This window comes from Paenibacillus sp. GXUN7292, from assembly GCF_050864975.1.
Lineage (GTDB): Bacteria > Bacillota > Bacilli > Paenibacillales > Paenibacillaceae > Pristimantibacillus.
Genome location: NZ_JBOZWO010000003.1, coordinates 39,466 through 55,353, shown reverse-complemented (window position 1 = coordinate 55,353; position 15,888 = coordinate 39,466). Strand labels below are relative to the sequence as shown.

The 15,888-nt window shown below is 46.8% G+C and carries 7 protein-coding genes; 6 read left to right on the top strand and 1 reads right to left on the bottom strand.

Going from position 1 to position 15,888, the window contains the following annotated elements; translation table 11 throughout:
* Positions 1–524: 524 nt before the first annotated feature.
* Positions 525–1,319, bottom strand: coding sequence for a helix-turn-helix domain-containing protein (locus ACRRU2_RS04600; RefSeq protein ID WP_432500126.1), 795 nt, complete (start codon positions 1,317–1,319; stop codon positions 525–527).
* A 130-nt stretch (positions 1,320–1,449) separates the two neighbouring features.
* Between ACRRU2_RS04600 and ACRRU2_RS04595 the strand changes: the two genes are divergently transcribed.
* The 6 genes from ACRRU2_RS04595 (at position 1,450) to ACRRU2_RS04570 (ending at position 14,678) form a co-directional block, all read left to right on the top strand.
* Positions 1,450–3,264, top strand: coding sequence for an FAD-dependent oxidoreductase (locus ACRRU2_RS04595; RefSeq protein WP_432500125.1), 1,815 nt, complete (start codon positions 1,450–1,452; stop codon positions 3,262–3,264).
* A 36-nt stretch (positions 3,265–3,300) separates the two neighbouring features.
* The gene (locus ACRRU2_RS04590) at positions 3,301–4,218 is read left to right on the top strand and encodes an ABC transporter permease (RefSeq protein WP_331702240.1); all 918 of its coding nucleotides are present in this window, start codon (positions 3,301–3,303) and stop codon (positions 4,216–4,218) included.
* A gap of 13 nt (positions 4,219–4,231) precedes the next feature.
* Complete coding sequence (locus ACRRU2_RS04585) at positions 4,232–5,107, top strand: carbohydrate ABC transporter permease (protein WP_331702241.1); 876 nt, start codon at positions 4,232–4,234, stop codon at positions 5,105–5,107.
* A 51-nt stretch (positions 5,108–5,158) separates the two neighbouring features.
* Positions 5,159–6,736, top strand: coding sequence for an extracellular solute-binding protein (locus ACRRU2_RS04580; RefSeq protein WP_432500124.1), 1,578 nt, complete (start codon positions 5,159–5,161; stop codon positions 6,734–6,736).
* 183 nt (positions 6,737–6,919) lie between these two features.
* Positions 6,920–10,480: a DUF4838 domain-containing protein gene (locus ACRRU2_RS04575; protein WP_432500123.1), complete on the top strand. Its 3,561-nt coding sequence runs from the start codon at positions 6,920–6,922 to the stop codon at positions 10,478–10,480.
* A gap of 34 nt (positions 10,481–10,514) precedes the next feature.
* Positions 10,515–14,678, top strand: a complete 4,164-nt coding sequence (locus ACRRU2_RS04570; protein ID WP_432500122.1) for a DUF4838 domain-containing protein — start codon at positions 10,515–10,517, stop codon at positions 14,676–14,678.
* Positions 14,679–15,888 lie beyond the last annotated feature (1,210 nt).

The window sequence follows — 15,888 nt, the reverse complement described above, 5'->3', positions numbered from 1 at the left end:
TGAATATTTCACTCATATTGCTCGATTTGAGGCAAATAAGCTCAACTGCAACCGTTAGATATTAAAAAGCGGGTTATTAGACGGATTAGCGCTTCCTGCAACCGTTAGAGGGGAGTAAAGGATAAATCACGGTTGGTGCTACCTCAAAATGGCCAAATGTATATGAAAATTCACATAGAATAGGCAGAAATGGCGTGAAAAACACAAATGTATATGAAATATCATACAGAACTGGTCGGTGCTACCTCAAAATGGCCAAATGTATATGAAATTTCATATAGAATAAGCAGAAGTGGCGCGAAAAACACAATTGTATATGAAATATCATACACAATTGGTTGGTGCTACCTATTTTGATGAATGCATATGCGCTTTGTGAACTCATTCGAATGGCAACAACCACCAAGCTCTTCAATTGGGAAATCTTGAAGAGGTTGCGCTTAAGCTGGCTTTTGCCTCGCCTACTCAGGAAGCAACTCCCGGTGGGGGAGCGATATTTCTGTGCAACCGCTCCGCATTCATCCTCAATACCGATTCTGCTTGCGGAACTCGGACGGGCTTATGCCCATCTCCTTGCGGAACACGCGGCTGAGGTAGAAGCCGTTTTCGTAGCCGCAATTTCCGGCAATGACGTCAAGCGTCCACTCCGTGGTCAAGAGCAGTCTGCACGCATGCTTGACCCGGAACGATGTTAAGTATTGCAACGGGTTGACGCCATAGCTCTTTTTGAACTTGCGAATCAGTTTCACAGGCGTCATTCCGAACTGCTGCGCGACATGGCGGATTTCGAGCATCTTATGGGCATGGTTATGCAAATAGTCCACGACATCACGAATGGAGTCGTCATGCCCGGCTAAAGAATCGGTGTCAGGGGATTCCATCGCCTGCCGTGTGATCATTAGCCAAATGTCGACTAAATAATGCTGCCGCAGCTTATGACTTTTCGGATTATAGGACAGTTGCTGATCCGCTTGTCGTAAACTGCTGTAGTTTTCGGACAGTCGTCGGATTTGCGGCAGTCTGATTTTCCGCTGTGCAAGAAGGGGCTGAATCCGCTGTTCTTCTCCTTCGGGGAGCAGGAACGTAAGGGAATGAAAGCTTAAAGGCGTTATTACGTTCCGATGAAAAGCAATTTGGGGCGGGCACACGACCACGTCGCCGAACTCCGCTACTCCGTAATCTTCTCCGATCTGATATTCAAAACTTCCTTCTTCCACCGCGAAAAGCACCCATGTCGCATAGGTATCCGCTTCCATCAGAAATTTATCTTTTTTAATCCAATAGTTATGCCATATAAGTTTGGGCAAGTCTGCGGGCATCTTGGTTCACCTCGTCGATTCAATGAAATTTTGGATATGAAAAGTAAATTTTATGAATTCAAATACGAGAATAAAAGATAGTATCATATAATTAAAGATATAGTATAGCAAGTAAAGGAGTCAATGAGTGATGGGAGAGACTAATTCGAAAATATTGGATACGGACGTTTTGATCGCCGGCGGAGGGATGACTGGAGTAGCAGCCGCATTAGCGGCTGCGCGCAATGGCGCGAGTGTTATTTTGTGTCAGGATCGTTCTGTACTGGGCGGGAATGCCTCGTCAGAGATTCGCATGAATATATCCGGCGCTTCAACCATTGGAAAGAAACTGGAGGCGGAACGCAGGGAAAGCGGCATTATTGAGGAAATCATGCTGGAATGCGCTGTACGAAATCCACAACGAAGCGCGAGTATGCTGGATTTGATCTTGTATGAGAAATGCCGCGCCGAACCGAATTTGACGCTGTTGTTGAACACGGCGGTTGTCGGAGCCGATGTCGAGGATTCCCGGATTCGTGCCGTTCATGCGGTTAGAGAGAGCACGGAAGACCGCTTTACGATTCATGCCGCAATTTACGCGGACTGTACGGGTGACGGCAGGCTGGGATTTGAAGCGGGCGCCGCATTTACGACTGGCCGTGAAGCGGCTCATGAATTTAATGAGTCCGGTGCGAACCTGAATAGAGACGCATACCGGCTTGGCTCCTCCCTGTTGTTCACCTCGAAAGATATGGGCCGCCCGATGCCGTTTATTCCACCGCCATGGGCCCGCAAGTTTACGGAGGAGGATTTGCAGTTTAGAGACCACAACACATGGGAGTTCGGCTATTGGTGGGTGGAATTCGGAGGAACACTGGATACGATCAAGAACAATGAGTATATTCGCGACGAATTGCTAGCGATCATGCTAGGGGTATGGGATCACATCAAAAATAGCGGTCATCACCCGGATTCTGCAAATTGGGCACTGGACTGGTTCGGTTTTCTGCCAGGCAAAAGAGAGTCCAGACGATTTATCGGTGAGCATGTCCTGACACAAAACGATATTCAACAGGCTGTCGATTTCGAAGATGTAATCGCTTACGGTGGTTGGTCGATGGATACTCATCCGCCTCAGGGCATCGATGCGAAGGACGAAGAACCTTGCAATCAGCCGTTTACACCGTATTTGTATAGCATTCCGCTGCGCTCGATGATTAGCAGGAATATTGCGAATCTGATGTTCGCGGGCCGAAATTTGTCGGCTACTCATATCGCCTTCTCCAGCACGAGGGTAATGGCGACATGCGCGGTCATGGGAGAAGGGCTTGGAACATTCGCAGCAACGGCGGTGAAGCACAAGTTGCCGCTAGAGCGAGCATATCGTGAAAGCGGTGTCGTGAAGGAGGCGCAGCAGCAATTGCTGCGGCAGGGAGCTTTTTTACCGGGTCGTATGCTGGAAGGAAATCTCGCGAAGCTTGCTCGAATTTCCGCATCATCCGAGCAAGAGCAAGGAAGATGCAGTAATGTGGTGGACGGGCACACTCGCGCGGTCCATGGGGAGAAGGGAGTACGTCCCGACTTGACGACGGCGGGCACACATCGCTGGATGTCGGAGCCGGGAGATGAAAGTCCGTGGCTGGAGCTGGAGTGGGCAGAGCCGGTTACAGTTTCCCGAATTACAATCGTTCTCGATACCGGGCTGCACCGATTGCTGATGCTATGCCATTTGGATGTGCTTCAGAAGCATATGCAGTGGGGACGGCCGCAAGCCGAAACGCTGAAGGAATTCAGGCTGATTGCGCACGACGATGGCGGAAGGAAGGAAATTGCTCATATAAAGGATAATTACGAGCGAATGATTCGTTTGCCGGCAATGCTGAAAAATCTGAAGACGCTCCGTCTGGAGGTCATCGCGACGAATGGGCTGGACCATGCGCGAGTGGTTGAAATCGTTTGCGAGTAACCTGCCTGGCGGCAGCGTCCTCGGGAGGAGAAAAGAATGAATAACGGCAAAGCCAGTCCCGTCTGGCTCTACATGAGAAAAAACAAATGGCTGTATATGTTGCTTATACCGGGATTTCTTTATCTGTTTATTTTTAAGTACGTTCCAATGTTCGGAATTATAATTGCATTCCAAGATTTCAATTTGATTAAAGGCATAACGGAAAGCGAATGGATCGGCTTCGAAAATTTTCGCTATTTGTTCCAGTCGGACGATTTCTTCATGATCTTGCGAAATTCACTCGTCATCAGCTTCTATCAGGTGTTGTTCGGATTTCCTGCGCCGATCCTGCTGGCCATTCTGCTCAACGAAATGCGCAATCTGTTGTTCAAAAAATTTGCGCAAACGGTGCTGTATTTGCCGCACTTCATATCGTGGGTCGTCATTGCCGGCATCGTTATTAATATGCTGTCCCCGTCGTCAGGTTGGGTCAACCGACTGATCGTCGATTTGGGCGGGGAGCCGATTCATTTTCTGCTCAAGCCGGAATATTTCCGAACGATTCTCATTTCCGCGGAAATATGGAAGGAGCTTGGTTGGGGAACGATTATTTACCTGGCCGCGCTGACGTCCATCGATCCGTCGTTTTACGAAGCAGCCACAATTGACGGAGCCAACCGGCTACAAAAAATATGGTATATTTCGCTTCCCAGCATCGCAACGACGATCGTCATCATTTTGATTTTGCGGGTCGGAAGCATTTTGGATATCGGCTTCGAGCAAATTTTCTTGTTGTACAATCCCGCCACGTACAAAGTGGCTGATGTGTTTGAAACGTACACATACCGGGTGGGGCTGCTGGAAGGAAGGCTCGCTTTCACGGCTGCGGTCGGCTTGTTCAAATCGGTTGTTGGACTTGTTATGATCGTATTCGCTAATCGGATTGCGCGTCTGTTCGGCAAGTCATTATGGTAGGAGGTAAAGGAACTTGCGAAAAAGAATCGAGCTTTTTGACATCGCCATCTATCTGATTGTATCTATGATCTGCGTGGTTATGCTGTATCCTCTACTGAACGTTGCCGCAGTCTCGATCAGCTCGCATACCGCTTATATGCAAAACCCGATGCGCATATGGCCGAGCGACATCACGTTCGATGCTTATAAGGATATCCTTTCGCATCCCGTGCTGGCCAGAAGTTATCTCAATACGATAATTATTACTATTAGCGGCGTGGCATTAGGGATATTTCTGTACATTATTACTGCTTATCCGCTCTCCAAGCTACATCTGAAAGGCAGAGCGCTTCTGATCAATTTGGTTATTTTCACGATGCTGTTCAACGGCGGGCTCATTCCGAATTTTTATTTGATTCGCTCGCTCGGTATGGTAGATACGCTGGCTGCACTTGTGTTTCCTGCGCTGTTCTCCGCATTCAGCTTGATTCTGATGATCAATTTTATGCAGAACATTCCGGAGGAGCTGGAGGAAGCCGCGAAAATGGACGGAGCTTCAGAGCCCTACATTTTATTTAAAATCGTCGTCCCGCTTTCAATGCCGATTATTGCGACATTGACGTTATTCGCAGCGGTCGGTTATTGGAACAGCTTTTTCACGGCGATCATCTATATTCGCAGCGTGGACAACTGGCCGCTCATGCTATTTCTGCGGGAGGTCATCGAGGGAGCCAATATGCTGCAAATTTCTGCAGAAGGCAATAGCGCCGAGCTTGGCAATATGAATGTCATGCCGGAGACGCTCAAATACGCGACGATCATGATCGTCATTCTGCCGATTTTGTCGGTGTATCCTTTCCTGCAACGTTATTTCGTCAAAGGCATTATGCTTGGGTCCGTTAAAGGATAAATCCTTCCGGTCCTTGCCATAGATAACATACTTAAGGGAGGCTGAATCAAGATGAAATTCAAAAAAACAATAGCTTGTGTAGGTGTTGCGGTGCTGCTTGTCACAGTTGCCGCGTGTGGAGGCAAAGGCGGACCGGCAGAAAACGGCGCTTCGAAGCCGTCGTCGTCACCGTCGTCGTCGGAGGGAACGGCGGAAACCGCCAAACCGAAAGTAAGCATGAAAATTATGGGAGAATTTGCGTCATCTAACTTGTCAGAAACGGACAAGTTGCTTGTTAAATCGATCGAGGAAGCGACGAATACGGAGATCAAATTCGATATCCCGCCGTCGACAGGCTATACCGAGCGATTGCAATTAGCGCTAACGACTGGCGAACTTGCCGATGTCGTCTGGTTTCCAAGTCCGGATGATGCGGCGTTCTTGAAAGCGGTTAAGGACGGCGTTATCGTTCCGATCGACGAATATTTGGAAGGAGCCGAGAATATCCAGAAATATTCCTACGACGTTTCCTGGGACGCTCTGCGCGTGAACGGTGACGGCAAAGTTTACGGCATTCCGCGTACAACCGTTATCCGTTCCGACGGGTACTGGTTCCGAAAAGACTGGCTCGATAAATTGAATATCCAGCTCCCTGAGAATAATGAAATTACTTTGGATCAAATGATCGAGATCATGTACAAATTTTCGAAGGAAGATCCGGACGACAACGGAAAGCACGATACGTACGCATATGGATGGGCCATGCAGCCTGACAAATCGCTCAGACCGGTTTTCCAGAATGAGCAGGGACTTTATGGCTGGCAGGAGTCCGATGGGGGAGAGTACAAGTATATGAATCCCCAATACGATCTGAACTCGAATAAATATACGAAGGCTTTGGATTTGACTGCCAAGCTGTTCAAAGAAGGAGTGATCGATCCGGATGGTCCTACGATCGATGGAAGCAAAGCTCTGGAACGGTTTCAAAGCGGTAAAACGGGTGTGATTGACGGGTTTGCAGGTCATTACGAAACTTTCCTGAATGCCGGTAAACAGATCAATCCGAATTTCGAGCTTGCCTATGTTTTCGTCAAGAACGAGCAAGGCGAGATGAAGGGATTGGGACAAGGTACGGGCTTATGGGGCTTCTGGGCGATAACGAGCAGTGCGAAGGAACCGCAAAGAGTGGTTGACGTATTCAACTACATGCTTTCGGATGAAGGTTGGGATTCAATCTACACCGGTATTGAAGGGCATGACTACAAGGTGGAAAACAACAAGCGCGTCTATGCGGAACAGCCGCTGGAAACGTTCGTCCGCAAAAATATGGTTCGCCGCGCCAACGACTATATGTTCTTCATTAATCCGGCTATATCGGAGGAACTGAAGCAGATACTCGTGCCGAATATTGAGAAAGCCGTAAAAAGAATCGTGATGTCCAAAGACCGCAACTTCACGCCAGCCATTGCGAAGACGCCGCCTTACCTGGACTTTAACAAAAAGTTCAGTGAAGTTACGACAAAAATCATTATCGGCGATGCGCAGTCATCCGAGTACAAAGAGGTGCTTCAGGACTGGAATGCGAAATTCGGCCAAACGTATCTGAAGGAAATGAACGACTATATTGACCAAATGGAAAACAAGAAATAATTATAAGCAAGCTTGCTGATATTTCCTTTTGCCCCACGTTCCGCATGAATAAAACGAAAACAGAAATGCTTTCATGCGAAACGTGGGTTCCTTTTGTTGCGTCCAATTTTGCTCATTTATAAATTTATCATAGTATTGCAGGTGCGAATAACCTCGAATCATGATTAAAAGGAGATGATTGATTTGAAAAGAAAACGCTTTCTTTTCTGGGGAATGATCATTGCACTATTGTTTTCTTTAGTCCCCCCGGCCTTGGCTGAAAATGGCTTAACCGGTCTGCCAGAGGAGACTGGCAAGGAACCTTTGATAACAGCGATGAATGATGAGGGTTCTAAACTCGTGTTGGTTGAGAACGGAGTCGCCAAGTCGACCATTATTCTTTCGCCAAGCGCAACCGAACCGGAACAAAAAGCAGCACAGGAACTCAAAGACTACATGAAACAAATATCCGAAGCTGAGTTGCCTGTTGTGAGCAATTCGGCTGGTGTGGACGGAATCAGGATATATATTGGAAGCGCTGCTCCAGACCTTGATGCAGCCAAGGCTGCAATCCGTGCCGAGGGAGATGAACCCGACTCATTCCAGCTGTATGTTGAGGAGGGAATCATTAAACTGGTAGGTTTGGAAGACCACGACAAAGGAAGCCTTTATGCCGTTTATGAGCTCCTCGAGCAAATTGGCGTACGGTGGTTCATGCCCGGTGATATCGGAACTGTTGTTCCGGAGTTGGACACGATTGAGGTCAATTATCAGGACACCATCCAGCACGCGGGTCTTTCTTTCCGTTTTTTTCAAGCTACCTCGCCATATTTATGGGCTGCCGGTATGCCTATGGGGAGCAATCTCGAAGAGGCTGCACCTTGGGTCGAGCATATGCGGCTTAATCAAAAGACAGTAGGTGCGCATGAATTGTTGAGCTCCCCTCCTTCGAGATCAACGCGAGCGGATCTGTATCTGCCCAACGCCGACGGAACACCGTCGTTACATCTCGATGTGACCAAGCCAGAGGTGCTCGATCTTGTTGTAGCAGAGTCACTTGCAAAATTGCAGAAAGATCCCAACCTTGAATATCTGAGTATAGGACCAAGCGATGGCCATGTGGTGGTACTCAAGCCTGACTCTGAATGGGATGGGGATGATAGGGATGTATTAACAGGAGCATTATCAACGACGGATCGTTATATAAAATTTTTTAATCTTGTTTTGGATGAGCTTGAAAAAGAAGGGTATCCAGATGTGAAAATTGTTTTCTACGCCTATAACACTTACTATAATCCGCCGGTCCGGTGGACGCCAAATCAACGAATTGTACCGATGATTGCTTCCCTCACCCTGGATCGGATACACAGCATCGGAAATCCGCTTGCATGGGAGCGTAACTATCTAAAAGAAGTTATTGATGGCTGGAATGAAGTAAGTCCCATGGTAATGATTTATGACTATCTTTATAACCCTGCCGATCCGGGCCTGCCTGTTTCGCTGGCAGAAAGAGTAGGTACGGAGTACAAGTACTTCAAAGAACATGGAGTTGTAGGTATACGCGCCGAGACTACGCCGGAGTGGGGGTATGGAGGCCTGGGACTTTATCTGGCAGCCAAAATGATGTGGAACCCCGATCTGGATGTGGAAGCTTTGAGGGAGGACTACTTTACAACGTTTTATGGACCTGCGGCATCGCCGATGAAGGAGCATTTCGAAATCTTGGAAAATGCTTTTGCAAAAGCGGATTATTCTGCCGGAAATATTTATGATTTCCTACACATTTTGACCGATGAAGTCATGCAAGAATTGGCAAGAACACTTGGGGAAGCAAAGGCGAAGGTGGCATCGGATTCGGTATATGCCAAACGGATTGATATGATCAGCATCGCTTATGGTTTCAGTGAAAACTTTCTTGAAATGCTCGAACAGTTCAATAGTTTTCATTTTGATGAGGCAAAGGAAAAGCTTAATAACGTTTATGATTTCAGGGAACAGGCTGTTCTTCACTCCCCTGCCATTTTAAGCAGCTATAAAGCTTATACCTATGTAGAGTGGTTTTTTGACAGAATGGTAAATGGAGGAAAACAACGGGTCAGTAATGGAAACCAAATTGTTGCTAAGTTGCCGGATGAATGGAATGTCAAGCTGTTCCCAAATGCATCCGGAGTTGACCTGGGGCTTTGGAAACCTGGATTGGGAACAGAATCCTGGAGGAAGCTGAAAACCTATTCAAAGACCTGGTCCGCCCAAGGGCTTCGTTATTACAAGGGACATGCCTGGTACCGGACAACGATAGATGTCGCTGAGGAATTTGACACAGGAAAACCGATTCGGCTTTGGTTCAGCAGTATCGATGAGACAGCCAGGGTTTGGATAAATGGCGAAGAGCTGTCATTGGTGCAGAAGGGGACGGGTTTGACAAAACCTTGGGAATTTGACGCTACGCCGGCGGTTAAATTTGGTGAGCCCAATGTAATTGTTGTTGATGTTCGTAATGAAGACATAGATGAACTGGGTACCGGGGGGATCATGGGTCCTGCAATACTTTGGCAGGTCAATACGGAGCTGGATTATCTCCCGCCTGCAGATGTGAAGAACTTGAAAGCTGTACACATTCCCGGTACCACCACCGTGAAAGTAACTTGGGATATACCCGCAGATAATACAGGAGTTACAGGATATCAGTTGGAAATGCTGAACCGGGAGAGCGTAGGGGGAGTGCTTGGATCGGTAATCACTACGACAAATGAATATATCGACACCGGTATGGAACCCGGCATGGAACGCAGGTACAGGGTAAAGGCAATTGATACTGCCGGAAATAAATCGGTTAATTATAGTGCTTACGCACGTGTAACAATGAATCCGCCCTCAACGGTGACGGGTTTGAAGGTTAAGCAAACCTCCGCCGACCAGGTTTATATAAGCTGGGACCCTTCTACCGCTTATGGAGATTTCGAAATTGCCGGGTATAGCCTAGAAGTGCTGAACCAGAATCCTCCGGGGGGAGTACTGGAAACGATAAAATCGACAACGAATGCTTATATCCTCAGCGGACTGCAACCCGGTATGACACGCAGGTTCAGGGTGAAGGCGATCGATACTGCCGGAAATATGTCTGCTGACTATAGTGCTGTAGTGCAGGTAACCATGTCGGATAATGTAACGCCTGTTGCCCCGCCCGCGGCCCCAGTGGGTTTGAAATCTGAGGTGCTCGCTAACGGTGAGATGAAAATAAGCTGGGATCCGGTTACATCTGATGTTGGGATTGCCAAATACATGTTGGAGGTGTGGGATGTAGACGGCGGTGCGGGACAACTCATGACGGTAGAAGCAACAACAAATGAATTTATTTTCACCGATTATTTTAAAATGGGCATCGTACGCAAGATAAGGGTACTGGCAGTTGATAATGCTGGAGGTCAATCTGCTGCGAGTGCTTTCATTACTCTAAAAGTCCCGCCTACAAAGCCTACATTGACCGTTGAGCAGATCTCTGACACCGAGGTGACAATAAGCTGGACTGCATCCGAATCGGTTTACGGAATGAGGGAATATGTTTTGGAATTGCTGAATCCGGTCCCCCCGGGAGGAGTCAACAAAGAACTAATGAGAGCGTTAGCAACGGAATTTACCCACACCGGACTGGAAGCTGACGGCAAGACGCTTAGGTACAGGGTAAGGGCAATCGATAATTATAGTACGGCGTTCCCGAATGTAAGCTCTAGTGACATAGTGGAAATCACCATGCGGCCCCAATGACCCTCTAAATTATGGATGATAGGAGTTGAGCATCTTGACAAGAAAACTTTTTCTTTGCTGGGGATTAATCATTGGGCTGTTGTTTGCTTCGGTGCCCCAGATTTTGGCTGCAAATGGCCCTACAGGCTTAACAGAGGGAATTACAGTCTTGAATGATACGGATCCCAAGCTCGTATTGGTGGAGAACGGAAAATCACGGTCTACGATCATCTTGTCGCAAAGTGCAACCGAATATGAAAAGAAGGCGATGCAGGAACTCAAAGACTATATTCGGCAAATATCCGGAGTAGAATTGCCTGTGGCTGATGACACGGCCGAGGTGCAGGGAACAAAGATCTATATCGGTAGAGCCGCTCCAGATCTTGATGCAGCTAAGGCTGCAATCCGTGCTAAGGGAACTGAACCCGATTCTTTCCAGCTATATGTTAAGGAGGGGAGCATTCAATTAGCAGGATTGGATGACAATGACAAAGGGAGCCTTTATGCCGCTTACGAGCTCCTAGAGCAAATTGGTGTGCGGTGGTTCATGCCCGGTGATATCGGCACCGTAGTTCCGTCAATGCGTACAATTGCGGTCAGTTATCAGGACACCATCCAGCACCCGAGCTTTGATTTCCGTTTTTTGCAAGCTGTTGCGCCATATGTCGCAGGTGCCGGTTTGCCGGTGGGTGTCAATCTGACAGAAGGTGCGCCCTGGGTCGAACATATGCGTCTGAATCAGAAAACGTTAGGAAATCATGGATTACTGATTACATCGCCTACGAATAAAGAACGCCCTGATTTGTTTTTGCCCGATGCCAAAGGAAATCCGACCGGACAATACGATGTGACCAAGCCGGAGGTACTGAACCTTGTTGTGGCAGAGGCAATCAGAAGATTGGATGCAGACCCCAAGCTTGAATATTTAAGTATGGGACCCAATGACGGACCTGTATTGGTACTCCAGCCTGACCCAGAGTGGGACGGGGATTTTAAGGGTGCCATACATGGAGGAACATTATCGTTAACAGATCGCTATGTGAAATTTTTTAATCTTGTTTTGGAAAAGCTTGATGCTGCCGGATATCATGATGTGAAAATTTCTTTCTTTGCCTATGATGAGTATTATTATCCGCCAGTAAAGCATATGCCGGATTCCAGGATCGTACCGATTATCGCTTCCATTAGAACGGATAGGATGAAAAGCATTGAAAATCCGCTTTCGTGGGAGCGGCAGCACATCAAGGACATGATTGACGGCTGGAAAAGGGTAAGTCCTAACGTAATGATATATGATTATCTTTATAACCTTGCTGATCCAGGGCTACCTTTTTCACTTACAGAAAGAATAGGAACAGAATACAAGTATTTCAACGAACAGGGTATTATCGGAATACGCGGCGAGGCGCTTCCGGCGTGGGCCTATCATGGACCAACGCTCTATGTGGCGGCCAAGATGATGTGGAACCCTGATCTGGATGTGGATGCTTTGCTGGAGGACTACTTTACAACGTTTTATGGATCTGCCGCAGAGCCGATGAAAAGACATTTCGACATTCTGGAAAATGCTTTTGCCCAAGCAGATTATTATGCGGGAAGTATCAATGATTTTCAGCATATTTTAATTGACAGTGTCATGCAGGCAATGGAGCAGTCGCTAACGGAAGCTGAAGATGCGGCGCAACGGGCAGCGGATCCAGTATATGCCCGACGGGTCAATATGGTGCGTGTTGCTTTTAGCTTTGGCGACAACTTCCTTCAAATGAAGGAACGGATTAACAGCTTTAAGTTTATTGAGGCTAAGGAAAAATTCGATCAAATCTCTAAAGTAAGAGAACAGGCTGTTATTCACTCACCTGTCATGCTCAACACCCTCGCCTCCTATAATTATACTGACTGGTTCTTTGATAAAATCACAAATCAGGGAAGTCAAAGGCTCAGCAACGGCAACAGAATGGTTGCCGAGTTGCCGGACGAATGGAATGTTATGCTGTTCCCGAATGGTTCCGGGGATAAATTGGGGCTCTGGAAACCTGGGTTGGGAACGGAATCCTGGATGAAACTGAAAACCTATTCGGAGTCCTGGTCCGATCAGGGGATTGGTTATTACAAAGGACATGCCTGGTACAGAACAACGGTTGATGTTGATTCGGAGTTTAATACAGGAAAGCCGATTCGGCTTTGGTTCAGCAGTATTGATGAGACAGCGAGAGTATGGATGAACGGTACAGAGCTGACATTAGTTCAGAAGGGCTCCCCTCTGATGAAACCGTGGGAGTTTGACGCTACGCCGGCGATTAAATTTGGCGAACCGAATTTGATTGTTGTTGATGTGGGAAATGAAGTCCTGGATGAACTGGGTACCGGGGGCATCACCGGTCCTGCAATGCTTTGGCAAGTCAATACTGAACTGGATGTAACACCGCCGACAGCTCCGGAGAATTTAACTGCCAAGCAGATCTCCGACAGTGAGGTGCGTGTAAGCTGGTCGCCGGCTACCGATGATGTAGGTGTTGTTGGATATATTCTGGAAGTGCTGAACTCGCCGGAAATAGGTGGGATTAATGGAACGGTCAGAACGGATTCAACAACCTATATTCACACCGGATTGGAGCCTGATGCGGTACGCAGGTACAGGGTAAAGGCCATCGATGCGGCCGGAAATATATCCGGGATTAAAGATGTCGTGCTCATAAAAATGGAATCCCAAGGAGGAACTGAAGAACCGAAGACCTATACAGTTTCCTTCAACACTAATGGAGGCAGCGGGGTATCAGTGATTGCAGATGTCTCCAGCGGCAGTGCAATCACAGCACCGACGCCGCCTACCAGAACTGGATATACCTTTGCCGGATGGTATAAGGATGAAGGTTTAAAAACAGCATGGAACTTTACGACAGACAAGGTGACCGGGAATATAACGCTGTATGCAAGGTGGACAGTGAACGGGACGACAAGTCCGGTGACGCCTCCGACGACACCAACACCAACACCGACACCAACGTCTGTGCCTGGAACAACGGTTGAGGATGGACGTGTAACAACGACGATACCTGTAAAGCCTACGACAGATCAAAACGGAAAGGCTGTAGCGCCAATATCCGAGAAACAGGTGGAGGATGCCATCGCGAAGGCTGCGGCTGAAGCGGCAATGCAGGGTGTAGGAACAGAGACAACAGTTAGAATTGAAGTGAATGCGGGGGCTGATGCCGGGACAGCGGGTGTCAGTCTGACAGATGAAGCCTTGAAAGCGTTCATAGATAGCAATGCGGATACCTTGGTCGTTTCTACACCGTTTGGAACGATGACCTTTGATGAGAGGACGGCAGAAGGACTTCTGAAACAGTCGGCGGGAACTATTTCCATTACGGCTACGAAGGAGAAAAGCACCGGATTGCCAGCTGAAATTCGAAGCCAGGTTGGTAGCAGACCGGTAGTGAGCTTTGATATTACCAGCGGAGAAAAGGAAATATTACAGCTTGGCGGCAAAGCGGAAGCAGCCATTCCATATACACTGAAAGCAGGAGAAAATCCGAATGCCATTGTCGCCTACGGCATCAACGAAGAGGGACTACCGGTGGTAGTGACCAAAGGCATCTACGACCCGGCAACCGGAACACTGGCCTTCAAAACAGAAGGAGCCTCGAAGTTTGCAGTTGCGTACAACAAGGTTGACTTTGCAGATGTGGCAGAGGGCGCATGGTACTATGAGGCGGTAACCTTTGCGGCGGCAAGAGGAATCACCAAAGGAGTGGACAATGCAAACTTCGGTTCGAATGATAGTGTAACCCGGGCACAAGCCTTGGTCATGATTATGAGAGCATTTGGCATCAGCCCGAACGAAAACGCCGCAAACAATTTTAGCGATGCCGGAAATACCTATTACACGGGATACCTTGCGGTGGCGAAGCAATTAGGAATTACCAACGGGGTGGGCGGTAACAAATTTGCTCCTGACAGACAGGTGACCAGACAGGAATTGTTCGTGTTGGTATACAATACGCTTAAGAACATAAATGAATTACCGGCAGCAGGCAACGTCAAAAATCTGTCAGACTTCAAGGATGCAGGGAAGATTGCCGATTATGCCAATCACGCCATTGAACAGTTTGTGAGAGCGGGAATTATCGCCGGGACCAATGACAACATCCTGCCACAAGATTTGGCAAGCAGAGCGCAATTTGTACAGATACTCTACAACATCATGACTAAATATTAATAAGCAGGTACAACGGGGCAATTGTGAGCATATGACTATTGCCCCGCCGTTATAGGAGGTCCTATGAAGAGAACAAACTAAACTATACTAAACTTAACTAAACTAAACTAAACTAAACTAAACTAAACTAAACTAAACTAAACTAAACTAAACTAAACTAAACTAAACTAAACTAAATAAAAAAATCCTGCCCTTTGTGCTGGCTTGGGTGGCGGTACCACATATACAAATTATTTTCGGAATCTACGTTAATCTGATATTGATAAAAAGCGGGTTATTAGACGGATTAGCGCTTCCTGCAACCGTTAGAGTGGAGTAAATGATGGATCAACTGTAACGGTTATGAGAAGCGTTATTTTGCAAAAAACAGCTGTTTAAAAATTGTAACGGTTGTCATCGGCGCTATTTGTGAATAATTTACTTATTTTGCTCGATTTGAGGCAAATAAGCTCAACTGCAACCGTTAGATATTAAAAAGCGGGTTATTAGACGGATTAGCGCTTCCTGCAACCGTTAGAGTGGAGTAAAGGGTAGATCAAATGTGACGGTTGTGAAATGTATATGAAATTTCATATAGAATAAGCTGAATTGGCGCGAAAAACACAAATGTATATGAAAAACCATACAGAACTGGTAGGTGCCACCTCAAAATGAGCAAATGTATATGAAATTTCATATAGAATAAGCAGAAATGGCGCGAAAAACACAAATGTATATGAAATATCATACAGAATTGGTCGGTGCTACCTCAAAATGAGCAAATGTATATGAAATTTCATATAGAATAAGCAGAAATGGCGCGAAAAACACAAATGTATATGAAATATCATACAGAATTGGTCGGTCCTACCTCAAAATGGCCAAATGTATATGAAATTTCATATAGAATAGGCCGAAATGGCGCGAAAAACATAAATGTATATGAAATATCATACAGAATTGGTCGGTACTACCTCAAAATGAGCAAATGTATATGAAATTTCATATAGAATAAGCAGAAATGGCGCGAAAAACACAAATGTATATGAAATATCATACAGAATTGGTCGGTACTACCTCAAAATGAGCAAATGTATATGAAATTTCATATAGAATAAGCTGAATTAGCGCGAAAAACACAAATGTATATGAAAAACCATACAGAACTGGTAGGTGCGACCTCAAAATGAACAAATATATATGAAAAACCATACAGAACTGGTTAGTGCCA